We start from the raw sequence: 24,160 nt of genomic DNA, 5'->3' as shown, positions 1-24,160 counted from the left end.
TCCTGATTTATTGTTTTATTACGAAGCCGCCGTGCGGCTTCATCGTCACTGCTACTTTTTTACCTGCGGCGATGCCGCGCTGGCTGAACTCGCGCTGTCCGGCGCCGTCTTCGATGATGACGCCCTGCTTGCCGCCGACGAAGGACAGGTCCAGCGTCAGCGCTTTATCCGCGTCGGTGGCGTTGATGCCGGCGATGTACCAGGTGTCGCCGGCGCGGCGCGCGATCACGGCGTACTTGCCGGGATAGCCGTCCACCAGGCGGCTGTCGTCCCAGCTGCGCGGCAGCTCGCGCAGGAAGTTCTTCACGTAGTCCGGCACGGTGGCCATGCCGGCCGGCGTCTCGGCGAAGTGCTGGATGCCGGACAGGTACAGCACCGACGTCGCCAGCTCGAAGCCGTTGCGGCTGGCGCGCTTGATGTTGGGGATGTCGCCAAATACCATCGGCGTGAAGTCCATCGGATCGAACAGGTTGCGCGCGAACGGCAGCATGGCGGCGTGCGACGGCATCTTGTCCTGGTCGGCCTGCTCGAAGGTGGTGAACTCGAAGCCCTTCACCGCTTCCACCGTCATCAGGTTGGGGAAGGTGCGGCTCCAGCCGCGCGGCAGCGTGGCGCCGTGGAAGTTGACCAGCAGGCCGGCGTCCGCCGCGTCGCGCAGGATCGCGACGTAATAGGCGATCATCGACTGGCCGTCGCCGGCGAAGAAGTCGATCTTGACGCCCTTGACGCCGATCTCGCGCAGGCGCTTGAATTCCTTGACGCGTTGTTCATGCGTCAGCAGCTGGCTTTTCGGCGAATACTCGGTCTTGTTCCATGGCCCGGACGAGTTGTACCAGACCAGGATGCCGACGCCTTTGCCTGCGGCGTAGGTGGCAAGCTCCTTGACCCTGTCGTAGCCGATCTTGCGGTCCCAGTCGGCGTCGATCAGCGTGTAGTCCCAGTGCATGTCGGCGGCGTAGTCGATGAACTGCTTCTGCACCTCGTAGACGGTGCCGTCGTCCTTCAGGATCGCCCAGCTCCACGAGGCGTGGCCGGGTTTGATCAGTTGCTTGTCGAAGGCGATGGCCGGCGCGGCCAGGTCGGTGCCCAGCGTGGAATTGGTGACGGTGGCCAGCGATCCCAGCGCGATCAGGCGCCAAGGGGTGGTCAGCGTGCCTTCCACTTCGGCCAGCAGGCCGCCGTTGGTGTAGACCTCCGCCGCCATCGGCGTGCCGATGCTGTATTTGCCGCCGGTGGAATCGGCCGCCAGGCGCGAGGCCTGGTAGCTGCCGTCCATGCTGGCTTCCGAGATCGCCAGCCAGGTAGCGCTCGTGCCGGCGCCGGTGCGGAACAAGGCCGGGAACACCCAGCCGGCTTGCGTCGGCGACCTGGTGCCGACCGGGATCTCCATCTGGTAGTGCTCTTCATACGATGGATTGGTGTTGCTCCAGCCGGTCTGGGCGACCGACATCGGCTGCAGCCAGGCCTTGGCGGCGGTGGGCAGCGCGAAGCTGGTGCGCTCGCCGACCAGCTTTTTCAGCGGCAGCGAGGGCTCGGCGACGATGTAGCGGAACGCCACGCCATCGTTCGACACGCGGAAGACGATGTCCATCTTCTGCTGCCTGGCGTTTTGCACCGAAAAGGTCTGTTCGTTGGCGCGGTAGCTGATGTCGCGCTTTTTGCCGACGGCCATCTGGTAGTCGTCGGCGATCGGCCGGGGCCTGGCGCTGGCCACGACCGTCAATCCGGAGGCGAGATCCGCGCCGGCCAGTTGCAGGCCCAGGTCGGAGGCCAGCAGTACCGGCTTGCCGTCGCGCGCGATCGTGTACGTCAACGCGCCGTCGGCGGCGTTCAGCGTGACGCGAATATGATTGTCGGGGCTCGCCAGCGCTGGCAGCGATTGCGCGGTGGCGGCGCTTGCGATGCCTGCGGCGGCGGCCACCGCAGCGGATACGAATGTCTTCACCATTGTTCTACCATTTTTTAGGGTGATAACCCCGACGCCTCATGCTGGGCGTTGTCTCCGGGGGCGAACGGTGCTGCTGCCGGCTTTATACCCAGCCGGCGTCTACGATAAATTCCTGCGCGGTGCACATGGCGCCGTCGTCGGCGGCCAGGAACAGCACCATCGACGCGACATGCTGCGGCATCAGCTTGGTCGGCATGCACTGATTGCGCTTGATGTCCTGCTCCCCCGCATCGTCCAGCCACAGGTCGATCTGGCGCTGGGTCATGACCCAGCCCGGCGTGACCGTGTTGACGCGGATGCCGTGGGCGCCGAACTCGCGCGCCAGGCCGCGCGTCAGGCCGTGCACCGCCGCCTTCGACGTGGCGTACACCGGATACCCGGCGTTCTTGACGTGCCAGGAGATCGAGCCGACGTTGATGATCGAGCCGGCGCCCTTGCTCTTCATGCCTTGCAGGACCGCCTGGCAGGTGAAGAACATCGGGCGCTGGTTGATGGCGATACGCTCGTTCCAGTAATCGACGGTGACTTCGGCGGTGTCGTGGCGCTGGTCGTTGGCGGCGTTGTTGACCAGGATGTCGAAGTCGCCGACGGCGCCCGACAGCTCGGCCATCGTCGCCTGCAAAGCGGGGATGTCGGTGATGTCGCACTGGCGGAACAGCGGCTCGGGATAGCCGGCTTCCTTGACGCGGCGGATCAGCGCCAGGCTGGCTTCCTGCGCGATGTCGACGAAGGCGACCTGCGCGCCCTGCTCGGCGAAGGAGATCACCATCGCCTCGCCGATGCCGGTGCCGCCGCCGGTGATGAATACGCGCTTGCCGCGTAAACTGCCGAACTTGGCCAGTTGAGTCATGCGATCTCCATTATTGTCCGTTGCGCGTCAACTCGCCTTCGCGGCGCAGCCAGGTGGCCGTACCGTTATCGCGCAATACCTCGGGCAGCAAGGCTTGCGGCAGGTTCTGGTACGACACCGGACGCAGGAAGCGCGTGATCGCGCCAGTGCCCACCGAAGTGCTGCGGCCGTCGGAGGTCGACGGGAACGGTCCGCCGTGCACCATCGCGCTGGCCACTTCCACACCGGTCGGGAAGCCGTTGGCCAGGATGCGGCCGACTTTACGCTCCAGCACCGGCAGCAGCTCGCGCGCCGCCTCCAGATCCGCGTCGTCCACTTGCAGCGTGGCGGTCAGCTGGCCTTCCATGCCGGCCGCGATCCGGCGCATCTCCGCCATGTCCTTACAGGCGACGACCAGCGACGCCGGTCCGAAAATCTCTTCCGACAGGGCGTGCTGCGCCAGGAAGGCCGCGCCGCTGGTGACGAACAGCGCCGGAGCGCCCTTGCCTTCCGCCTGCGGCGCCAGGGCCAGCGTCTTGACGTCGGCATGTTCGGACAGTTGCGTGATGCCGCGCTTGAAATTGCCGGCGATCCCCGGCGACAGCATGGCGCAAGCCGCGCCACCGGCCAGCGCTTGCGCGGCGGCGTTGGCGAAGCGGTCCAGCTCCGGTCCGGCCAAGCCGACCACCAGGCCAGGGTTGGTGCACAACTGCCCCACGCCCATCACCAGCGAGCCGGCGAAACCGGCGGCGATTTCCTCGGCGCGCGCGGCCAACGCATGCTGCATCAGGAAAAGCGGATTGATCGAACTCATTTCGGCATACACCGGAATCGGCTCCGGACGCGCCGCAGCGACCGCCATCAGCGCCAGGCCGCCGAATCGCGAACCGGTGAAGCCGACCGCCTTGATGGCCGGATGACGCACCAGCTCCTGGCCGATGGCGTTGCCGCTGCCGTTAATCAGCGCGAACACGCCGGCCGGCAGGCCGCAGAGCTCGAGCGCCTTGACGATGGCGCGGCCGACCAGCTCCGAGGTGCCGGGATGGGACGGATGCGCCTTCAACACCACCGGGCAACCGGCGGCCAGCGCCGACGCGGTATCGCCGCCGGCGACGGAAAAAGCCAACGGGAAGTTGCTGGCGGCGAAAACAGCCACGGGTCCGAGGCCGATCATGCGCAGCCGCAGGTCGGGACGCGGCGGCGTCCGATCAGGCAGCGCTTTGTCGATGCGCACGTCGTTCCACGAGCCTTCGCGCAGCAGGTTGGCAAACAGTTTGAGCTGGCCGACGGTGCGGCCGCGCTCTCCTTCGATGCGTGGACGCGGCAGGCCGGATTCGGCCATCACGCGTTCGACCAGCAGGTCGCCCAGCGCCATGATCTGCTCGGCGATGGTCTCCAGGAACACCGCGCGCTTCTCGTCGCTCAGCGCGCGGAAGGTGTCGAAGGCTTCGTCGGCCAGGCGGCAAGCCTGGTCGATCTGCGCGAAATCGACGGTGAAGAACTCCGGCTCCATCAGCTCTTGCCGCGTCGGATTGTAGGCGCGGATCGCGGCGCCGGTTCCCTTGACGGACTGGCCGCCGATCAGCGCATCGCCGGTGATGATCATAAGGTGGTCACTTTCGCGGTGTCGGTTTTGTACACGGACAGCTTGTTGCGCAGCGCCGGGCCGAATTGCGGCGCGTCGATTTCGAAGATCTCGCCGGGCTGCACCACGATGTTGTCGGCCACGCTCAGGGTCGCGGTGCCGAAGAAGTGAATGTGCACGTCGCCCGGACGCTTGAACAGCGGGTACTTGAAGTGGTGGTGCTCCAGGTTGGCGATGGTGTGGGACATATTCTGCTCGCCGCTGAAGAACGCCTTTTCCCAGCGCACCTTGCCGTCGGTGCCGTAGATGCGCGAGGTGCCCTGGATGTGCGCAGGCGCTTCGCCGACCAGCAGCGCCGGGCCGACGCCGCAGGCGCGCAGCTTGGAATGGGCGAGGTACAGATAGTTTTTACGTTCGGTGACGTGGTCGGAGAACTCGTTGCCGATGGCGTAGCCGACGCGGTATGGCTGGCCATCGTCGCCGATCACGTACAGGCCGGCCACTTCGGGTTCTTCGCCGCCGTCCAGCGAGAAGTCGGGCATGCTCAAGTCCTGGCCGCTGGCGGCGACGATCGAGCCGTCGCCCTTGTAGAACCACTCCGGCTGCACACCCACTTCGCCTGCGGCGGGCTTGCCGCCTTCGACGCCCAGGCGGAACATCTTCATGGAGTCGCTCAGCGCTTCGACGTCGCCGCCGATTTTCTTGTGCATGGAGTCGCGGGTGTCGGCGCTGCCCAGGTGGGTCAGGCCGGTGCCGGTGACGTAGGTGTGGGCGTCGTCGCTGTGGTCCAGCGGCGGCAGCAGGCGGCCGGCCGCGGCGACCGCGTCGAACGATGCGGTGGCGGAACCGACCGATTTGTCGGCCAGATCGGCAAGGCCGACCGATTTGCGGATCGCGTCCTGCGCCAGCGCGTAGGTGCTGGCGTAGCCTTCGATGATGCGGATGGTGTTCTGTTCCAGCACGCCGACCTGGCGCGCGCCTTGTTCGTCTTTGAATTGTATGAGCAGCATGGGTGTCTCCGTGATTAGTGCGAGTGACGTGGAACGGCCGAACCGCGATTCCCGACCAGGAAATCGAAGTCGCAACCTTCATCGGCCTGCAGCACGTGTTCGATGTAGAGTTTCTGGTAACCGGTCTTCGGACCCGGCGCGCTGCCCGGCACGCGGACCGCCTGGCGCTCGGCCATCTCGGCGTCCGAGATCTCCAGGTTCAGCAAACCGCCGGCGCAATCGAGCGTGATCCAGTCGCCGTCCTTGACGATGCCCAGCGGACCGCCGGCCATCGCTTCCGGCGCCACGTGCAGCACTACGGTGCCGTAGGCGGTACCGCTCATGCGCGCGTCCGAGATGCGGACCATGTCCTTGACGCCGGCCGCCAGCAATTTGGGCGGCAGGCCCATATTACCCACTTCCGCCATGCCCGGATAACCTTTCGGGCCGCAGTTCTTCATCACCAGCACCGAATCCGCATCGACATCCAGCTCCGGATCGACGATGCGCGACTTGTAATGCTCGAAGTCCTCGAACACCACGGCGCGGCCGCGATGCTGCATCAGTGCCGGCGTCGCCGCCGACGGCTTCAACACCGCGCCGCGCGGCGCCAGGTTGCCGCGCAGGATGCAGATGCCGCCGTCCTTCAGCAGCGGCTTCTCCAGCGGTCGAATCACTTCGTCATCGTAGATCGGCGCATCCTTGCAGTTCTCCCACAGCGACTTGCCGTTGACGGTCAACGCGTCCGGATGCGGCACCAGATTACCCTCGCCCATGCGGCGGATCGCGCCAGGCAGGCCGCCGGCGTAGTAGAACTCCTCCATCAGGAAGCGGCCCGACGGCAGCAGGTCGACGATGGTCGGGGTGCCGCGACCGACGCGGGTCCAGTCTTCCAGTTCCAGATCGACGCCGATACGGCCGGCGATGGCTTTCAGGTGGATCACGGCGTTGGTCGAACCGCCGATGGCGGCATTGACGCGGATCGCGTTCTCGAAGTTCTCGCGCTTGAGGATCTTCGACAGGTTCAGGCCTTCCTTGACCATCTCGACGGCGCGGATGCCGGACATGTGGGCCAGGATGTAGCGGCGCGAATCGACCGCCGGAATAGCGGCGTTGTGCGGCAGCGTGGTGCCCAGCGCCTCGGCCATGCAGGCCATCGTCGACGCGGTGCCCATGGTGTTGCAGGTGCCTGCGGAACGGGAGTGGCCCGATTCCGCCGACATGAATTCGTGCATGGTGATTTCGCCGGCCTTGACCTGCTCGTGCAGCTGCCACACGGCGGTGCCGGAGCCGATGTTCTTGCCGTTGAGTTTACCGTTCAGCATAGGGCCGCCGCTGACGACAATGGTCGGAATGTCGACCGAGGCGGCGCCCATCAGCAGCGCCGGGGTGGTCTTGTCGCAACCGACCAGCAGCACCACGCCGTCCATCGGATTGCCGCGAATGGATTCTTCGACGTCCATGCTGGCCAGGTTACGGGTCAGCATGGCGGTGGGACGCAGATTGGATTCGCCGTTGGAGAAGACCGGGAATTCGACCGGGAAGCCGCCCGCTTCGAGGATGCCGCGCTTGACGTGTTCCGCCAGTTTGCGGAAGTGCGCGTTGCAGGGGGTTAGTTCCGACCAGGTGTTGCAGATACCGATGATGGGCTTGCCCTGGAATTCGTGGTCGGGAATGCCCTGGTTCTTCATCCAGCTGCGATACATGAAGCCGTTTTTGTCTTGCGTACCAAACCATTCGGCGGAGCGCAGCTTCACCTTTTTGTCGTTCTCGGACATGCAAATCTCCTCAATATGTTCCTGTGCGGAGGCGTGGATGTCATGCCCCTGCATCGATAAAGCATACTAAGTTGTACTGAGATATCTTTCCAATAAATTATTATTCGATATCGATACCGAAATCAGTATCACTGCGCAATTGAGAAACGGTAAGCCATCACCGAGGTGTATTCCTCGCCCGGCCGCAGGATCGTCGACGGGAAGCCGGGGCGATTCGGCGAGTCCGGGTAATGCTGCGGTTCGAGGCAGAAGCCGCTGCGATGGCCGTAGATCCGGCCTTTTCCGGTGGTCTGGTCATTGAGGAAGTTCCCGCTGTAGAACTGCACGCCCGGCTCCTGCGACAGCACTTCCAGCACGCGGCCGGACACCGGATCGACCACGCGCGCGGCCACTTCCAGCGCGCCGGGCTGAGATTTGTTCAGCACGAAGTTGTGGTCGTAGCCGGAGCCCAGGCGCAATTGCTCATCTTCTTGATCGATACGCGCGCCGATCGCATGCGGCGCGCGGAAGTCGAACGGCGTGCCCGCGACCGGCTGCGGCGCGCCGAGAGGAATCAGGCCGGCGCCGACCGGCGTGTACGCATCGGCGTTGACGGTCAGTTCGTGGCCGAGGATATCGCCCGCGCCGGCGAGGTTGAAGTAGGCGTGGTTGGTCAGGTTGACCGGCGTGGCCTTGTCGGTGATGGCGTGGAAGGCGATGCGCAGCTCGTTGTCGTTGCGCAGTTCATAGATCGCGGTGACTTCCAGGTTGCCGGGGTAGCCCTGCTCGCCGTCCGGGCTGACGTAGCTGAGGATCAGGCCCGCCGATTTCGGCGTGGCGAAGGTTTCAGCCTCCCACAGCTTGCGGTGGAAGCCTTCCGCGCCGCCGTGCAGGTGATTGGCGCCGTCGTTGAGGTCCAGGTTGTGGATCTCGCCGTCCAGCGTGAAGCTGGCGTTGGCGATGCGGTTGCCGTAGCGGCCGATCAGCGCGCCGAAATAGTTCGAGTCGCCCATGTACGGCGCGACGTCGTCGTAGCCGAGGCAGACGTCGGCCAACACGCCGTCGCGGTCCGGCACGTGGAGTTCGGTGATCACGCCGCCAAGGTCGCTGATCCTGGCGACCATGCCGTTGGCGTTGGTCAGCGTGTACAGCGTGGCCGCGCGGCCGTCCGGCAGTTGGCCAAAGGGCGATTCGGTGATGGTTGGTTGCGACATTGTTGGCTCTCTAATAGCAAGGCGGCCGAGCGGAGTTACCCTGCTCGGCCGCCGGAATATGATGCGTTCGCGCTTAAGCGATCGACGGCTTTCCGAAAACTGGCATGCCCTGCTCGTCCCACTTCAGCGGTTTGACGTAGGTGTGGCGGTCCGGATTCCACAGCGGGTCGCCGATAATCTCGGTGTAGGTGCGTGCATGATAAACCAACATGACGGTTTCGCCATCATCGCCGACGGTAAACGAGTTGTGCCCCGGTCCATAGACGCCATGTTCGAAGCAGGTTTGCAGCACCGGCTGCGGCGACTTGGTCCACGACGCCGGATCCAGCACGTCGGCGTTTTCGTCGGCCCACAACAGGCCCATGGCGTAGTTTTCGTCGGTGGCGCTGGCCGAGTAGCTGATGAAGATCTTGCCGTTCTTTTTCAGAACCGATGGCCCCTCGTTGACCCAGAAGCCGCGGATCTCCCAGTCGAACTCCGGCTTGCTCAGCATGACCGGCGCGCCGCCCAATTGCCACGGCGTCTTCATCGGCGCGATGTAGATGTTGGAATTGCCCTCGATCGCCACGTCCTTTTGCGCCCAGACGTAGTACAGCTGGTCCTTGTGCTTGAAGGTAGTCGCGTCCAGGCAGAAGGTGTCGATGGCGGTGTCGATCTGGCCCATGAACTCCCACTTCCCCTCCAGCGGATTGGCGCCGGTATTGCGGATGCAGTACATGCGGTGCTGGAACAGCTTGTATTTGATCTCGCGGCTCGGCGCGGCGGCGAAGTAGACATACCAGGCGCCGTCGTTGAAGTGCAGCTCGGGCGCCCAAACCAGCTCGCTGTAAGCGCCGCTGTCCGGCTTGTGCCATACGTCGACCTTCTCCGCGTTCACCAGGCCGGCGATGGTGGTCGCGCGGCGCAGTTCGATGCGGTCGTACTGCGGCACCGACGCGGTAAAGTAATAATAGCCGTCGGTGTGACGGTAGATGTGCGGATCGGCGCGCTGCTCGATCAGCGGCTTGAGGATATCGTTTGCCATTACGTCGTTTTCCAAAAAAATTAGACTGCCATCTGCGCCTTGACCTCGGTGTAGTACGCGTCGTCGATACGGTACTTGAACATCAGCAGTCCCATCACGGTGTGGAAGAAGCCCGGGATCAAGGTCAGCATCAGCACAATGCCGTGCAGCGCGAACGCGGTCTGCTCGTGGTTCGGCTGGTATTCAAAATAGGTCAGCAACACGCCGACCAGCGCGCCAGCCACGCCCATGCCGGCCTTCTGGCACACGGAGATGCCGCCGAAGGCGAAGCCGGAAACGCGCTTGCCGGTCTTGACGGTGCCGTAGTCGATGGCTTCGGCGATGGCCGACCAGAACACCGGCGCGTGCAGGTCCACCACGAAGGACAGCAGGAAGTACAGCCCGAAGGCCAGCATGGTGTCGCCCGGCTTCACCAAAAAGTACATCGCGGCGCTGATCACGCCGACCGCGATCTGCGACCAGCGGAACAGTTTGACCTTGCTATAGAACTTGGTGATCCAGGTCGAGGCGATCATCGACAGGATCGCGGCCGCCACGCCGGTCGACAGGAAGGCCGACACGGTGGCCGCATCGGCGCCCAGGTAGTATTTGGCGTAGTAGATGGCGACCGAGCCGCGCACCACATAGCCGACGGTGCCGGTGACGCAGACCGCGCACAGGATCAGCCACTGGTCGTTCAGCATCAGCACCTTGATCTGCTCCGACAGCGACTGGCGCTGCACCTTGTGCACCACGCGCTCGGTGGTGGTGAAGAAGCAGAACAGGAACAGGATCACGCCCATGACGGCCATCAGCGCCATCGCCGCCTGGTAGCCGGTGGCCGCGTTACCGCCGCCCCAGCGCTCCGACAGCAGCGGCACGATCACGGTCACCATGAAGGCGCCGACCTTGGCGAAGAACAGGCGGTAGCCGTTGGCCGACAGCGTCTGCTGCGGGTCGTTGGACAGTGCGCTCGGCAGCGAAATGTACGAGACGCCCACGCCGGACGTCATGATGGTCATGATGATGTAGGTCGAATAGGCCCATACCAGCTTGGCGCTGTAGCCCCAGTCCGGCGTGGTGAAGACGAAGAACACGCTGAGGCCATACGGCACCGCGAGGAACAGCAGCCAGGGACGATAGCGTCCCCAGCGCGTCAGCACGCGGTCGGTGATCTGCCCCATCACCAGATCGCTGATGGCGCCGACGAACTTCACCAGCACGAACAGCAGCGCCAGGTCGGTGGTCTTCAGGCCGTAGATGTCGGTGTAGAAGAAGGTGATGATCAACATCATCGACGAGATCACCACGTTCAGCGCCATGTCGCCGGCGCCGAAACCGACTTTCTCCACCACCGACATTTTTGTGTTCGACATTTAGATCTTCCAGTTCAAGAACAGTCCTACAGAGCGATCATAGCGCCGGGTGTCGCGCGGGTACAAGGCCTTGTCCTTCCAGTAGTCGGTGTACTTGAAGTTGAGCAGGTTGGCGCCGGTCAGCGTGATCGACGTGTTGTCGTTGATCTTGTAGCCCAGCGATCCGTCCAGCGACGATATCGGCGCCGCGATCAGGTCCAGGCCCGGACCGCCGTCATTGTAAAGCTGGACGAACTTCGAGCGCCAGTTGTAGGCCAGGCGGCCCGAAATGCCGAACTTCTCGTACAGCGCGACCACGTTGTACGACCATTTCGACATGCCGGCGAACGGCTTGCCGCTCATGCTGTTGTCGCCCGAGGTGGTGGTCTCGCCTTCGGTGTAGGTCGCATTCGCTTCCAGGCCGAAGCCGCCCAGCCAACCCGGCAGCTGGTCGTAGAACTGGCGGTACGCGACTTCCGCGCCTTGCAGGTAGCCGTCGTCGGTGTTGAACGGACGGGTGACGTCGTACACCTGGCCGTTGTAAGTCTCCTTGGTGATCCTGGTCTGGATGTAGCCCTTGAAATCGTGACGGAACAAGGCGGCGCTGACCATGCCGGTCGGTGCGAAATACCATTCCAGCGAACCGTCGAGGTTACGCGCGGTGAACGGCTTCAGGTCCGGATTGCCGCCCGACGCGGTGGCCTGCACCGTGGCGCCGGAGGCGATGTAGGCGGTGCCCGGATTCAGCTGCGCGAAGTCGGGACGGGTCAGCGTCTTCGACAGCGACAGGCGGCCGACCACGTCGTCACGCAGTTGTAGCTTGAAGTTCGCGCTCGGCAGATAGGCGGTGTTGCTGCTGCTCTTGGCGGTCGGAACGTAGACGCCGTTGAGCAGCGAATTGCCCAGCAGGTCGGCGTCGGTCTTGGTCACGCGCATGCCCAGCACGCCGTCGATCGGAATGCCGCCGGTTTCCCAGCCGATGTGCGCCTTGCCGTAGAAGGCGTAGTTCTTTTCCTCGTCGGCGAAGTACGAACCAGGATCCAGATCCTTGCCGGCCGCGCTGCCGGTCACCGCCTTGCGGATGTCGGCGGTGTTGGAGATCAGGTAGCTGGCGCAAGGCGTGTACCACGAGGTGGTGCCCCAGTTGTTGTTCATCTCCGAGGTGCAGTTCAGGCCAGGCAGGCTGGCGGCGGACACGGTGCCGGTCGCGGCGACCGAACCTTCGAACGACTTGATCGACGCGGCGGTGCGCTTGGCGGCGCGTACGCCGAAACCGAAGTCCTTGAAGAAGCCGTCGTCGGCCGGCGTGTAGGTGCCGTCGGCGCGCCAGTCGGTCGAGGCGCCGCTGTCATGGCCGTAGCGGTCGAACAGCTGGTCGAGGCGGTAGTTCTTCGGATCCGTGATGTCCTGGCCGCTGTACGACACGTTGGCGCTGCCGCCGATGTTGGTGTTCACCACCGACGTCGGCATGACGGTCAGCGTATCGAGGATCGGGTTCTGCCAATCGAAGTCCGACAGCGTGCGGGCGATCTCGGTGCTCAGCTTCAGGCCCGGCGCGGCGCTCCAGCGGCCGCCGATGGCGTGCTGCTGGGTGACGTTGTCGGCGCGGTTGGCCTGGGTCGACATGATGGTGTTGACGTTGTGCGACGTCAGCGACTGCAACTGGTTGGTGTTCGGGATCTTGGTGCCGCTCATGGTGTCGCCGGGCCCCCACCACGGCAGCGCGACCAGGAAGTCGGTCTCGAAGTTGTTCAGGTAGTGGGTGCCGAGGCCTTCGGCGTACAGCTCGACATCCTTGTTCGGCTTCCATTGCAGCGCGTAGTTGGCGGCGGCGCGGCGGCGGTCGCCCTTGACGTTCTGCAGGCCCATCAAATCCGGCGCGGTCAGATTCGGCAGCAGGAAGCTCTTGTCGATCGGCTTGGTGTTGAACGCGCGCTCTTCCGAATAGTGGTTGCGCACATACGATACGCCGAACAAGGCGCCGACTTCGCCCATCGGCGTCTTCCAGCGGTTGGAGATCATGCCGCTCAGATTAGGATCGGTGCGGTCGGCCTGCGAATTGTTGGTGCCGCCGCCGTTGATCGCTGCGGTGAAGCCCTTGAAGTCGAACGGACGGTTGGTGCGCACGTCGATCACGCCGGCGATGCCGCCGTCGAGCAGGTCGGCGCTCTGCGATTTATACACGTCCACGCGCTGCAGCATGGTCGATGGGATGTCGGCCAGCTGGATGTAGCGGCCGGTGGTGGTGAACAGTTCGCGGCCGTTCAACACGGTGGCGATGCCGGGCAAGCCGCGGATCAGCACCGTGTTGGCCTCGCCGCCGTCGCGACGCACCTGCACGCCGGTGACGCGGGCGATGGTCGAGGCCACGTTCGTGTCCGGGAATTTGCCGATATCGTCGGCGACGATGGAATCGATAACGTTTTCGGCATCCTGTTTGATTTTTTGCGCGCTTTGCGCGGCCCTGCGCACGCCGGTCACGGTGACGACGGCTTCCGGCACGGCGGCGGGATCGGCGGCCGGGGTTTCTTGTGCGAGGACTGGGAAGGCGCTCAGCAGACCCGCCGCTGCGAGGACGGCGACGCCGGTTTTCAGGACAAGGCGATGCTTCGCCTGGGACTCGAAAGTCCCGGATGCTCGTTGATTCATAAGTCTCCAGTTTGTTATCTGTTTTATAGAGAGCTGCGTGGTGTTCAGCTGTCTGCCTTAAATCTTAGGGGCTGGAGGGAAAACAAACCAATCAATTTTTTGGGGTTTTCGATATCGAAAAGGGTATCGGCGCCCGCTATGAACGTAAAAAAAGCCCGCTTCATGCGGGCTTGCGGGCGGATGGGGAAGTTTATTGGAACGCCACCTCGGTAAAACTGCGCAGCTTGCGGCTGTGCAGTTTGTCCACGCCCAGCGCGCGCAGCAGCTCCATGGCGCGGATGCCGATGCGTAAATGCTGGTCGACCCGGTCGCGATAAAACTGGTTGGCCATGCCCGGCAACTTGATCTCGCCATGCATCGGCTTATCGCTGACACACAACAAGGTCCCATACGGCACCCGGAAACGGAAGCCATTGGCGGCGATCGTCGCGCTTTCCATGTCCAGCGCGATCGCCCTGCTCTGGCTGAAACGCCGCTCCGGCGTCCGCTGCGGCAGCAACTCCCAGTTACGGTTGTCGGTGCTGGCGACCGTCCCGGTGCGCATCACGCGCTTCAGATCATGGCCGGTCAGCTGCGTTACCTCGGCCACGGCCGCCTCGATCGCCACCTGCACCTCGGCCAGCGGCGGGATCGGCACCCACAGCGGCAGATCCTCATCGAGCACATGATCCTCGCGCACATAGCCGTGGGCCAGCACGTAATCGCCCAGCTCCTGCGTGTTGCGCAGACCGGCGCAGTGACCCAGCATCAGCCAGGCGTGCGGCCGCAGCACCGCGATATGGTCGGTGATGGTCTTGGCGTTGGCCGGCCCGACACCGATATTCACCATCGTGATGCCGGTGCCGTCGGCGCGGATCAGGTGATAACCCGGCATCTGCGGCATGCGCGGCGGCGCGGCGCCCAACGCATCGCCGGGCTGCACTTCCTGCCCGACGCGCCGCGTGACGATATTCCCCGGCTCGACAAACGCGATGTAGCCGTTGTCGCCCTGCTCCGTCGTCGCGCTCATCAGCTCATGACCGAGCTTGATGAATTCATCGATGTAGAACTGATAATTGGTGAACAGGACAAACTTCTGGAAATGCTCGCACGAGGTGCCGGTGTAGTGGCGCAAGCGCAGCAGCGAGTAGTCGACGCGCGGCGCGGTGAACAGCGCCAGCGGCTGCGCCTCGCCCGGCGGCGGCTCGTGGGTGCCGTTGGCGATGCCGTCGTCCATCGCCGCCAGGTTGGGCAAATCGAAGACATCGCGCATCAGCAGCCGGCGTCCGGCGCTCATCGTGCCTTCGATGTGCTCATGCTCGGCGAACGAGAAATGGATAGGGATCGGCATCGCGCTGGTGCCGACTTCGATCTGCACCTGCTGCCTGCTGCCATGGTTTTGCAACAACAGCTTGAATTGCTGCTGGTAGTAGCGGGCGAACAAATCCGGCCGCGTCAGCGTGGTTTCGTAGGTGCCCGGACCGGCGACGAAGCCGAAGGCCAACCGCGAATCGGCGCGGGCCACGGTGTCGGTGTGCACGCGGACGAAGGGATAGCAGCCGCGCACATGCTCGCCGACGTCCTCGCCGGCGACGAAGCGTTTCATGGCGTCGCGCAAATGAGCGATATTGGAGTCGTAAATGGCCTGGACTTGCTCGAAGGCGGCAATCGGGTCGTCAAACTGCGTGGGCGCGATAAAGGGACGGTGCGTGGACATGCGTTTCCTTCTCAGAGTGCTCTTATTTCCTATTGTAAAGGCTGTAAGCAGAACTTGCATTCATACTCTATGTGAACGCATGAGCGTACCGTACAATGACACCCCGTCACCACATAAAGTTTCAGCATGAACGACGCAGTAACTCAGCACATTCCGCAATCGCATCCGGACATTTTGTATGGGGCGCCGCAGGAGATCCTGCTGCGCGAGGAAATCCTGGCCGATCTGCTGGAGGCGACCGCCGCGCGCAGCCCCGACCAGGCGGCGCTGATTTTCGGCGAGCGCACGCTGAGTTACCGCGAACTGAACGCGCAGGCCGACCTGGCCGCGTCGCGCCTGATCGACGCCGGCGTGCGGCCGGGCCAGATCGTCGGCCTGTGGCTGCCGCGCGGGATCGAGCTGCTGGTGCTGCAAGCGGCCATCGCCAAGGCCGGCGCGGCCTGGTTGCCGGTCGACGAGGATACGCCGGTCGAGCGCTTGCAGATTTGCCTCGACGACGCCGACGGCGCCGGCGTGCTGACCTGCGCCGCCTTCGCGCCGCGCCTCGAAGCCCTGGCCGACTTCACGCGGCCGGTGTGGACCGCCGAAGCGATGCTGGCCGCGCCGCCCGCCGGCACCGTGTTGTCGCGCCGTGGCGCCGTGTCGCCCGACGAACCGGCCTATGTCATCTACACCTCCGGCTCGACCGGCAAGCCGAAAGGCATCCTGATCACCCAGCGCAGCATCTGCCACTTTCTGCGCAGCGAGAACGCGGTGTTGGGCGTGACCGCCGCCGACAAGGTGTATCAAGGCTTCTCGGTCGCTTTCGACATGTCGTTCGAAGAGATCTGGATCGCCTATCTGGTCGGCGCGACCTTGTGGATCGGCCCGAAGGAAATCAGCGGCGATCCGGAAACGCTGCCGCGCATGCTGGAGCAGAACCGCGTGACGGTGCTGCACGCCGTGCCCACCCTGCTCGCGCTGTTCAACCAGGAAGTCGCCAGCCTGCGTCTGATTAACCTCGGCGGCGAGATGTGCCCGGAATCGCTGGTCGAACGCTGGTCGCGCGACGGCCGGCAGATGTTCAACACCTACGGCCCGACCGAAGCCACCGTCTCCGCCAGCCTGGCGCGTTTGCAGCCCGGCCACCCGGTCACCATCGGCACGCCGCTGCCCAACTATGGCCTGCTGGTCATCGACACCAACAGCGACGAAGCCATCGCCGCAGCAGCGGTCGCCGACGGCCCGACCGCGCCGGCGGGCTCGGACCCGGACAATCCGCAGGCCGAAGCGGGCATGGCGCCGGCCGGTCCGTCGCTGCGGCTGCTGCCGCGCGGCGAGATCGGCGAGTTGTGCATCACTGGTCCCGGGCTGGCGGCGGGCTACCTGGGCCGGCCGGATCTGACGGCCGAGAAGTTCCTGCTCAATCCCTGGTCCAGCGGCGTGCATGACGCGCGGCTGTACCGCACCGGCGACCTGGCCCGCATCGCCGCCGATGGCGAAGTGGTGTGCCTGGGCCGCGCCGACGACCAGGTCAAGATGCGCGGCTTCCGCGTCGAGCTGGGCGAGATCGAAGCGCTGCTGGCGCAGCAGGCGGGCGTCGGCACGGTCGCGGTCCTGCTGCGCAAGGACGACGGCATCGACCAGCTGGTGGCCTACCTGGTCGCCGAAGCCGGGCTTACCCTGGATCCGCGCGCGCTGCGCGCAGCCCTCGCCGAGAAGCTGCCCCCGTACATGGTCCCGGGCCGCTACGAGATGATGGACGCCATGCCGCGCCTGACCTCCGGAAAAATCGACCGCAAGACGCTGAAGGCGACGCCGCTCAGCGCCCCGCCGGCCGGCGGCAGCGAAGATTCCGACCTGCCCGAAACGCCGGCCGAGGTGGCGCTGTTCGCCGCGCTGGCCGCGCTGTTCCCCGGCCAGCCGATCGTGCGCCAGGCCGACTTCTTCACCGACCTTGGCGGCCACTCCTTCTTCGCCGCGCGTCTGGCCTCGGCCCTGCGCGCCGATCCGCGTTTCGCCCACATCACCGTACGCGACATCTATCAGCAGCGCCGGATCGGCAAGATCGCGGAAGTGCTGGCCGACGCGCCCACCGCCGGCGCCGAAGAACAGCAATGGACGCCGCCCTCCACGCTCAAACGCTGGACCTGCGGACTGGCGCAGGCGGTGGCGATGCCGGGACTGGTCGCGCTGCGCATGGCGCAGTGGCTGGCGCCGTTCTTCACCTATCACTTCTTCACCGGCGATCCGGGCGACTCGGTGCCGCGCGCGATCGCCGCCTCGGTCGGCGTGTTCCTGCTGGCGACCGTGATGGAATTCGCCATCGCCATCGCCGGCAAGTGGCTGATCGCCGGCCGACTGAAAGCGGGCGTGTATCCGTTGTGGGGCGTGACCTACTACCGCTGGTGGCTGGCCGATCGGCTGGTCGAATCCGCGCCGGCGTATCTGCTCAGCGGCTCCTCGCTGAATAACTGGTGGCTGCGCGCGCTGGGAGCGCAGGTCGGCAAGGACGTCATCATCGGCTCGATGACCTTGCGCGCGCCGGATTTGCTGTACATCGGCGACAACGTCAGCATCGGCAACGCCGTCAACTTCGAAAACGCCCGCGTCCAGCGCGGCTTCCTGCACCTGGGCGGCATCACGCTCGGCGACGACGCCTGCGTCAGCTCCTTCGCCATCATGGAAGGCAATACGCGGGTCGAGGCGCGCGGTCACCTTGAAGGCCAGTCGGCATTGAGCGACGGCGGCGTGGTGCCGCTCGGCCGCATCTGGGCCGGCTCGCCGGCGCGCGACGCCGGCGCGTTCGACAGCAACCGGTTGCCACCGCGTCCGCAGGTCGGCGCCGCGAGGCGTTTCGGCGAGGGCGTCTTCTTCGTCTTCGGCATCCTGCTGATCGTCACGCTGTTCTTCATGCCGGTATTCCCGAGCTTCATCCTGATCGACCTGTTCGACGAAGCCGGATGGCTGCCGTGGATGCCGGGCGACGACATGGGCACCCGCCTGCTGCGCTACTTCCTGCTCGCCTTCCCGGCCAGCACGGTGCTGATCGTGCTGACCGCGCTGCTGTCGGCAGGCATACGCTGGACCGTGCTGCCGCGCTTGAAGCCGGGCCGCTTCGCGGTGCACAGCAATACCTATTGCGCCAAATGGCTGGTCAGCCAGATCCAGGAATCGAGCCTCAACGTTTTGCACGGCATTTACGCGACGGTATTCGCGCCGTACTGGTATCGCCTGCTGGGCGCCAAGGTCGGCAAGGACGCGGAGATCTCCACCGCGCTGGGCGTGGTGCCGGACATGCTGACGCTCGGCGACGAGACCTTCATCGCCGACGCGGTCATGCTGGGCGACGAGGAAATCGACGGCGGCTGGATGACCATGCAGCCGACGGTGATCTCCAACCGCAGCTTCATCGGCAACGGCGCCTACATCCCGGACGGCACGGTGCTGCCGGAGCAGGTGCTGATCGGCGTACATTCGCGCGCGCCGCACAACGCGCAGCTCAATAGCGGCGACACCTGGCTCGGTTCACCGCCGATCAACCTGCCGGCGCGCGAGCAGACCAGCGGCTATCCGGAATCGCTGACTTTCCACCCATCGCCGCTGCGGCGTTTGGGCCGGGGCTTGATCGAGGCGTTCCGCATCGTCGCGCCGCATGCGCTGGTGATCGCGGTGGGCTATACGCTGGTGCTGGAGGTGATGCCGGCCGCCGGCGCCGGTCGCTGGGCGGAGGTGATCTGGGATCTGACCCTGGCGGGGATGGTTTACGGCATCGGCAATTATGTGTTCGTGGTGGTGCTGAAATGGCTGCTGATCGGACGTTATCGCAAGCAATCGGAGCCGATGTGGACGCCGTTCGTGTGGTTGTCGGAGGGCGTGACCAATCTGTATGAGGGCATCGCGGTGCCGAACTTCATGCGTTATCTGCGCGGGACGCCTTGGCTGCCGCTGGCGTTCAATCTGCTGGGATCGCGCATCGGCAAAGGCGTTTATCTCGACACCACCGATATCACCGAGTTCGATTGCGTGCAAATCGGGGACAACAGCGAATTGAATGCCCTCACCTGCCCGCAGACGCACTTGTTCGAGGACCGGGTGATGAAGATCGATCAGGTCACCATCGGCGCGCGGGTTTATATGGGACCGCGCGCGTCGGTGCTGTACAGCGCTGTGGTAGGCGACAACGCCCGCCTCGGCCCGCTGACGCTGGTGATGAAGGGCGAGCATATTCCGGCCAATAGCAATTGGGCCGGCTGCCCGGCGGCGCCGGCACGCGCATGAAAACGCTGGCCGTCCAGCAGTGGCCCGGCCCCGCGCCGGCGCCGCAGGACGGCCTGTTCGCCATTCTGATCCGCATCGGCGCGCCCGCCCATGCCGCCATAGGCGCAGCATCCGCCGCCGGCACGCAGCGCGACGCCGCCCGGCGCCAGATCCGCAGCGCCGCACGCGAGGCGTTGGCCGCCGTGCTGGGCATCCCCGCCGACGACATCGACATCGACTCGACGCGCGGCACCGCGCCACAAGTTCTGCTGTCCGGCATGCCGTGCCCGATCGGCTGCTCGTTCGCCTACGAAGACGGCCACGCGCTGGCCGCCGTCAACCTGCGCGGCGCCATCGGCGCGGACCTGATGCGGGTGCAGGACATCCCCGATTGGCAAGCCGTCGCGCGCGACTACCTCGGCCCGGCCGTCAGCGCCACGCTGCTCGCCACGGCCGCCGACGAGCGCCCGCACGCCTTGGCCCAAGCGTGGACGCGGCGCGAAGCCGCACTCAAATGCGCCGGCCAGGCGCTCGCCGAATGGCGGGCGGAACTCGACGGCCAGGCGACCACCCCAGTCCTGCTGGCCATGCCGCTGCCCGACCTGGTCGGCCATATCCACGTGGGCGCACCAACGCGGGCCTAGCCGAAGCAAGCCTTCCCGCCCCTCACTTCGGCAAAAAGCCACATCTTGTGTTAATGTGACTTGTTTTTGCCATGACACATCCAGGACCAATTATGAAGTGGGGCTTTTTCGGTCTTTATCTCTTATCAATCGCGCATATACACCTGCGCGGCAAGGTGCGGCTTCCACTGCTGCGCCAGATGTTCGACCACTCTTCGTTCATGGCGCCCATCAACGCGTTCATGCATTTCTTCTCGCGCGTGCCGTCGACGCCCTACCTGCCGCTCTCCGAGTTCAAGGAACTGGCGCCGTTGCAGGAAAACTGGGCCGTGATCCGCGAGGAAGGCCGGAATCTGCTGCAAGCGCAAAAGATCAAAGCCTCCGACAAGAACGACGACGCCGGATTCAATTCTTTTTTCAAGGTCGGCTGGAAGCGCTTCTACCTCAAGTGGTACAACGCCAGCCATCCATCCGCCGCCGTGCTGTGCCCGAAGACGCACGCGCTGCTGCAGAGTATCCCGACGATCAAGGCCGCGCTGTTCGCCGAACTGCCGCCGCAAGGCAAGCTGAATCCGCACCGCGACCCCTACGGCGGCTCGCTGCGCTACCACCTCGGCCTGATCACGCCAAACAGCGACCAGTGCTTCATCGAAGTTGACGGCCAGCGCTACAGCTGGCGCGACGGCGAAGCGGTGATGTTCGACGAAACCTACATCCACTGGGCGTTGAACGACTCCGATACCGACCGCCTGATCCTGTTCTGCGACGTGGAACGGCCGATGCGCTACCGCTGGGCGCAGGCGGTCAACCACTTTCTCGGCAGGACCCTGATGTCGGCCGCCGCCTCGCCCAACGAGTCCGGCGACCAGGTGGGCGTCGTCTCGAAACTGTTCCGCGTCTCCTACTACATGGGCATCTACCGCCGCCGCCTGAAGGCATGGAACAAAACGGTTTATACGATTACCAAGGTCGCCTTGATCGTGGGCGCGGCCGCGCTGATCTACTACATCTGACGCCAACGTTTATTGCGACGCGGCGCGCAAGGCCTTGACGATCTCCTCACCCACGCCGCCGCCGGACGCCGGATTTTGTCCGGTGATCAGGCGGCCGTCGACCACCACCTTCGGCTGCCACGGCTCCACCGAGGAGTACTCGGCGCCTTCACTCCGCAACGCATCCTCCAGCATGAACGGCACGTCGGCCTTGGCGTAGCCGTCCTCCTCCTTGTTCGAGAAGGAGGTCAGCTTGCGCCCCTTGATCAGCGACGAGCCGTCCTTCAGCTTGACGCCCAACAGCGCGCACGGCCCGTGGCACACCGCCGAGACGATCCGCCCTCCATCCCAGGCGCTGGAGACCGCGCGTTTGACATCGGCGTCGGTGGCCAAATCGGCCATCGGCCCCAGGCCGCCCGGGATGAAAATCGCATCGTAATCCAGCAGGTCCAGCTCGGACAGCTTGCGGCTGTGCGCCAGACGGCGGATCGACTTGCTGTTGCGGAAGGCGACCTGGATCGGATCCTTCTCGTCGTAGCCGTCATCGGTCGGCGCGCCGCCCAGCGGGGACGCGTATTCGACCGCGATGCCGGCCTTCTCCAGCACCTCGTGCGGATGGGCGATTTCGGGGAAGAAGTATCCCGTCTTGCGCTTGTTCGGGCCGATCTCGTGGGTATTGGTCACGATGAATAGAACGTGTTTCATGCTCATGGCATTCTCCGTCAAAATTCCTGGGCGGTCGGCCGCAGGACGATTTCATTGATGTCGACATCGGCCGGCTGTTCGATGGCGAAAGCGATCGCCCGCGCCACCGAATTCGCCGGGATGGCGGATTTGTAGAAGTCCAGCACCGTGGACTGCGCCGTGCCCGTGGTGGAGTACTTCAGATCACTGTCAACCGCGCCAGGCTCTATCGATGTGACGCGCACCTTGCTGCCGACCTCGTGGCGCAACCCTTCCGAGATCGCATGGACCGCGAACTTGGTCCCCGAATACACCGTGCCGCCCGGAGAAAACACCTTGATGCCGGCGACCGAGCTGATATTGATGATATGGCCGCCCTTGTCGAGGAACATCGGCAGCACCGCCGCGATGCCGTACAACACGCCCTTGAGGTTGATGTCGATCATCGCATCCCATTCCTCGGTGTTCACCTCGGCCATCGGACGGATCGGCATCAGGCCCGCGTTGTTGATCAACACATCGAGCTTGCCGAAATCCCTGACCACGGCGTTGACCACTTCCCGCACCTGGTCCTTGCGCACCACGTCGAGCTGGTAGGCGCCGGCGCGGCCGCCTTTGCCGGCGATCTGCGCCACCACCTCCTCCAGCTTGTCCTTGCGCCGCCCGGCCACGGCGACCAGCGCGCCTTTGGCCGCCAGATGCCGCGCCGTTTCCGCACCGAGGCCGGTGCCGCTGCCGGTGATCAGCACCACCTTGCCCTCAATTCCTTCGCTCATGATCGTTCTCCTGAATGTCGGGATGACTGGTCAGCCGTTGGCGACCGCCACCATCTCCGCGTGACGCGCTGGAATTCAGTGTAGGTGGCGTCATCCCGGCAGTCGGGTTAACTAAGGTTAAGGTTCGTAAAGCTGCGCTAAAATGCGGCGAGCCGAGAATAAAAAAGGAGACGGTCTATGAAGCGGGTCCAAGCACTGGTGATAGGTGCGTTGGCGTGGAGCGCAGGCGCCGCGACGGCGGCCGGATGCGGTCCGGGCGCGCTGGGCACCGAACGCACCATCACGCTCAAGCGGGAAGGCGCCTTGTACGGCGCACAGCAGCACACCGCGCTGCCGCTGGAACAAGGCGAAGTGGTGCTGACCTTCGACGACGGTCCATCGGTGCGGAACACGCCGCTGGTGCTGAAGGCGCTGGCCGATCAATGCGCGAAGGCGACGTTCTTCATGGAAGGACGGCATCTGCGCGAATCGCCGGATCTGGCGCGACGCGTGGTCGGCGAAGGCCACTCGGCCGGCATCCACAGCGATACGCATCCGCACATGATGGCACTGAGCGCGGCGCAGCAACTCGATGACCTCAAGCTCAGTCGCGCCGCCTATCGCACGGTGTTCGGCGTCGACACGCCGGCCTACCGCTTCCCCTTCCTCGAAGAGACGCCGACCTTGCTGGAGGCGCTGCGCTCAGCCGACATCACCGTCGCCTCGATCGATCTTGGCATCAACGACTGGATCCCCGAAGACACCACCGAAGTGCTGGCGCAACGCTTGCGCGCAAGTCTGGACAAAGCCGGCCGCGGCATCATCTTGATGCACGACGCCAACGGCCCGACCGCCAAAGCGATGCCGACGCTGCTAGAGGTGCTGAAGGAAAAGGGTTACAAGGTGGTCCATCTGGAGTGGGAAAAATGAATCCCAAAGTCGATACCTTTCTCGGCAAGGCCAAGAAGTGGCAGGACGAGTTCACGCAACTGCGGGCGATCATCCTCGACTGCGATCTGGACGAGGACTTCAAGTGGGGGCAGCCCTGCTACACGCTGGATGGGCAGAACGTCGTGCTGATGCACGGCTTCAAAGAGTACTGCGCGCTGTTGTTCTTCAAAGGCGCGCTGCTCAAGGATCCCAAGGGCATCCTGATCCAGCAGACCGAGAACGTGCAAGCCGCGCGCCAGATCCGCTTCACCGACGCGCAGCAAATCACGAAGTTGGAAAAAGTCTTGAAGACCTACATCCGCAACGCCATCGAGCTTGAAAAGTCGGGCGCCAAGGTGGAATTCAAGAAGACCACGGAATTCTCCTGGCCGGAAGAATTTGAACGCAAAGTGGACGATATGCCGGCCCTGCGTACCGCCTTCGAAGCGCTGACGCCGGGCAGGCAAAGAGCCTACCTGCTGCACTTCTCCTCAGCCAAGCAGACAAAGACGCGCGAGTCACGCATCGAGAAATATACGCCGCACATCCTCAACGGCAAGGGCTTGGACGATTGATGTCGTAAACTCAACACTATCATTAGTCGGGTAGTGCGAGACGGCCAAGCCTAAGCCGAGCTTAGCCACTTGCTGTAAGAACGAGAGAGGAAAGAAGCTAGTTTGCTTTAAAAATCCTAATCGTGTCGAAACTGAAAAATCTAACGTCGCCTCCTCAACACCAGAAAACGATGCGAGCTTTATAATTTCTTCAGAATTCTCTCTCAGATAGGCTTTGATCTTGCCCCCGTATAACCGGACACGTCCTATCGCTTAGTTAGCGCCGCTTTCTTGAGCCCGGCGCGCCAGCTCCCTCCTGAACATGCGAGGAGATTTCAACTTCAACGACGAATGCGGA

At 64.3% G+C, this 24,160-nt stretch carries 17 protein-coding genes; 5 read left to right on the top strand and 12 right to left on the bottom strand.

Annotated features, from left to right (window positions below):
- Positions 1-7: 7 nt before the first annotated feature.
- From GW587_RS23695 to GW587_RS23650, 10 genes are all read right to left on the bottom strand, one after another.
- Positions 8-1,948, bottom strand: a complete 1,941-nt coding sequence (locus GW587_RS23695; RefSeq protein ID WP_166107280.1) for a glycoside hydrolase family 97 protein — start codon at positions 1,946-1,948, stop codon at positions 8-10.
- Positions 1,949-2,030: 82 nt separating this feature from the next.
- The gene (locus GW587_RS23690) at positions 2,031-2,798 is read right to left on the bottom strand and encodes an SDR family NAD(P)-dependent oxidoreductase (RefSeq protein ID WP_166107278.1); all 768 of its coding nucleotides are present in this window, start codon (positions 2,796-2,798) and stop codon (positions 2,031-2,033) included.
- 10 nt (positions 2,799-2,808) lie between these two features.
- Positions 2,809-4,383: an aldehyde dehydrogenase (NADP(+)) gene (locus GW587_RS23685; RefSeq protein ID WP_166107276.1), complete on the bottom strand. Its 1,575-nt coding sequence runs from the start codon at positions 4,381-4,383 to the stop codon at positions 2,809-2,811.
- Positions 4,380-5,372 (bottom strand): AraD1 family protein, encoded by a 993-nt coding sequence (gene araD1 / locus GW587_RS23680; RefSeq protein ID WP_166107274.1) that lies wholly within the window; start codon positions 5,370-5,372, stop codon positions 4,380-4,382. The genes GW587_RS23685 and araD1 overlap by 4 nt, the downstream gene beginning before the upstream one ends.
- A 14-nt stretch (positions 5,373-5,386) precedes the next feature.
- Positions 5,387-7,129: an IlvD/Edd family dehydratase gene (locus GW587_RS23675; protein WP_166107272.1), complete on the bottom strand. Its 1,743-nt coding sequence runs from the start codon at positions 7,127-7,129 to the stop codon at positions 5,387-5,389.
- Positions 7,130-7,257: 128 nt separating this feature from the next.
- The gene (locus GW587_RS23670; protein WP_166107271.1) at positions 7,258-8,322 is read right to left on the bottom strand and encodes an aldose epimerase family protein; all 1,065 of its coding nucleotides are present in this window, start codon (positions 8,320-8,322) and stop codon (positions 7,258-7,260) included.
- Between the two features lie 73 nt (positions 8,323-8,395).
- Complete coding sequence (locus GW587_RS23665; protein WP_166107269.1) at positions 8,396-9,346, bottom strand: glycoside hydrolase family 43 protein; 951 nt, start codon at positions 9,344-9,346, stop codon at positions 8,396-8,398.
- A gap of 20 nt (positions 9,347-9,366) precedes the next feature.
- Positions 9,367-10,701: an MFS transporter gene (locus GW587_RS23660; protein ID WP_166107267.1), complete on the bottom strand. Its 1,335-nt coding sequence runs from the start codon at positions 10,699-10,701 to the stop codon at positions 9,367-9,369.
- The gene (locus GW587_RS23655; RefSeq protein ID WP_166107265.1) at positions 10,702-13,329 is read right to left on the bottom strand and encodes a TonB-dependent receptor; all 2,628 of its coding nucleotides are present in this window, start codon (positions 13,327-13,329) and stop codon (positions 10,702-10,704) included.
- 190 nt (positions 13,330-13,519) lie between these two features.
- A complete protein-coding gene (locus GW587_RS23650; RefSeq protein ID WP_166107263.1) occupies positions 13,520-15,025 on the bottom strand; it encodes an AMP nucleosidase in 1,506 nt (501 codons plus the stop codon).
- A gap of 126 nt (positions 15,026-15,151) precedes the next feature.
- On the opposite strand from GW587_RS23650, the gene GW587_RS23645 reads away from it, so the two are divergent.
- The 3 genes from GW587_RS23645 (at position 15,152) to lpxO (ending at position 20,900) form a co-directional block, all read left to right on the top strand.
- Positions 15,152-19,285 carry a Pls/PosA family non-ribosomal peptide synthetase gene (locus GW587_RS23645; protein ID WP_166107261.1) on the top strand — a complete coding sequence of 1,378 codons (4,134 nt, stop codon included), beginning with the start codon at positions 15,152-15,154 and terminating at the stop codon, positions 19,283-19,285.
- On the top strand, positions 19,282-19,908 hold the full coding sequence (locus GW587_RS23640; RefSeq protein WP_166107260.1) for a 4'-phosphopantetheinyl transferase family protein: 627 nt from the start codon (positions 19,282-19,284) through the stop codon (positions 19,906-19,908). Before GW587_RS23645 ends, GW587_RS23640 begins: the two co-directional genes overlap by 4 nt.
- Positions 19,909-20,000: 92 nt before the next feature.
- A complete protein-coding gene (gene lpxO / locus GW587_RS23635; RefSeq protein ID WP_166107258.1) occupies positions 20,001-20,900 on the top strand; it encodes a lipid A hydroxylase LpxO in 900 nt (299 codons plus the stop codon).
- A gap of 9 nt (positions 20,901-20,909) precedes the next feature.
- Here lpxO and GW587_RS23630 read toward each other — a convergent pair whose 3' ends face one another.
- Positions 20,910-21,590 carry a type 1 glutamine amidotransferase domain-containing protein gene (locus GW587_RS23630; protein WP_166107250.1) on the bottom strand — a complete coding sequence of 227 codons (681 nt, stop codon included), beginning with the start codon at positions 21,588-21,590 and terminating at the stop codon, positions 20,910-20,912.
- A gap of 11 nt (positions 21,591-21,601) precedes the next feature.
- Entirely contained in the window at positions 21,602-22,339 is a 738-nt protein-coding gene (locus tag GW587_RS23625) for an SDR family oxidoreductase (RefSeq protein WP_166107249.1), read from the bottom strand.
- Positions 22,340-22,516: 177 nt separating this feature from the next.
- Here GW587_RS23625 and GW587_RS23620 point away from each other — a divergent pair, with 177 nt between their 5' ends.
- Together GW587_RS23620 and GW587_RS23615 are read left to right on the top strand one after the other, a co-directional pair.
- On the top strand, positions 22,517-23,248 hold the full coding sequence (locus GW587_RS23620; RefSeq protein WP_166107247.1) for a polysaccharide deacetylase family protein: 732 nt from the start codon (positions 22,517-22,519) through the stop codon (positions 23,246-23,248).
- Positions 23,245-23,823 carry a YdeI/OmpD-associated family protein gene (locus GW587_RS23615; RefSeq protein WP_166107245.1) on the top strand — a complete coding sequence of 193 codons (579 nt, stop codon included), beginning with the start codon at positions 23,245-23,247 and terminating at the stop codon, positions 23,821-23,823. The genes GW587_RS23620 and GW587_RS23615 overlap by 4 nt, the downstream gene beginning before the upstream one ends.
- Positions 23,824-24,160: the final 337 nt, after the last annotated feature.

The sequence above is a fragment of the Duganella aceris genome, assembly GCF_011090165.1.
GTDB lineage: Bacteria > Pseudomonadota > Gammaproteobacteria > Burkholderiales > Burkholderiaceae_D > Rugamonas > Rugamonas aceris.
The sequence above is the reverse complement of the archived record's forward strand: the minus strand, read 5'-3'. Positions and strand labels throughout refer to the sequence as shown.

What these genes read in the sequence shown, in the direction of transcription:
- GW587_RS23675 (WP_166107272.1), bottom strand. Translation starts at nt 7,129, where the DNA reads ATGTCCGAGAACGACAAAAAGGTGAAGCTGCGCTCCGCCGAATGGTTT.
- araD1 (WP_166107274.1), bottom strand. Translation starts at nt 5,372, where the DNA reads ATGCTGCTCATACAATTCAAAGACGAACAAGGCGCGCGCCAGGTCGGC.
- GW587_RS23640 (WP_166107260.1), top strand. Translation starts at nt 19,282, where the DNA reads ATGAAAACGCTGGCCGTCCAGCAGTGGCCCGGCCCCGCGCCGGCGCCG.
- GW587_RS23670 (WP_166107271.1), bottom strand. Translation starts at nt 8,322, where the DNA reads ATGTCGCAACCAACCATCACCGAATCGCCCTTTGGCCAACTGCCGGAC.
- lpxO (WP_166107258.1), top strand. Translation starts at nt 20,001, where the DNA reads ATGAAGTGGGGCTTTTTCGGTCTTTATCTCTTATCAATCGCGCATATA.
- GW587_RS23650 (WP_166107263.1), bottom strand. Translation starts at nt 15,025, where the DNA reads ATGTCCACGCACCGTCCCTTTATCGCGCCCACGCAGTTTGACGACCCG.
- GW587_RS23630 (WP_166107250.1), bottom strand. Translation starts at nt 21,590, where the DNA reads ATGAGCATGAAACACGTTCTATTCATCGTGACCAATACCCACGAGATC.
- GW587_RS23665 (WP_166107269.1), bottom strand. Translation starts at nt 9,346, where the DNA reads ATGGCAAACGATATCCTCAAGCCGCTGATCGAGCAGCGCGCCGATCCG.
- GW587_RS23685 (WP_166107276.1), bottom strand. Translation starts at nt 4,383, where the DNA reads ATGATCATCACCGGCGATGCGCTGATCGGCGGCCAGTCCGTCAAGGGA.
- GW587_RS23625 (WP_166107249.1), bottom strand. Translation starts at nt 22,339, where the DNA reads ATGAGCGAAGGAATTGAGGGCAAGGTGGTGCTGATCACCGGCAGCGGC.
- GW587_RS23660 (WP_166107267.1), bottom strand. Translation starts at nt 10,701, where the DNA reads ATGTCGAACACAAAAATGTCGGTGGTGGAGAAAGTCGGTTTCGGCGCC.
- GW587_RS23695 (WP_166107280.1), bottom strand. Translation starts at nt 1,948, where the DNA reads ATGGTGAAGACATTCGTATCCGCTGCGGTGGCCGCCGCCGCAGGCATC.
- GW587_RS23655 (WP_166107265.1), bottom strand. Translation starts at nt 13,329, where the DNA reads ATGAATCAACGAGCATCCGGGACTTTCGAGTCCCAGGCGAAGCATCGC.
- GW587_RS23615 (WP_166107245.1), top strand. Translation starts at nt 23,245, where the DNA reads ATGAATCCCAAAGTCGATACCTTTCTCGGCAAGGCCAAGAAGTGGCAG.
- GW587_RS23690 (WP_166107278.1), bottom strand. Translation starts at nt 2,798, where the DNA reads ATGACTCAACTGGCCAAGTTCGGCAGTTTACGCGGCAAGCGCGTATTC.
- GW587_RS23645 (WP_166107261.1), top strand. Translation starts at nt 15,152, where the DNA reads ATGAACGACGCAGTAACTCAGCACATTCCGCAATCGCATCCGGACATT.
- GW587_RS23620 (WP_166107247.1), top strand. Translation starts at nt 22,517, where the DNA reads ATGAAGCGGGTCCAAGCACTGGTGATAGGTGCGTTGGCGTGGAGCGCA.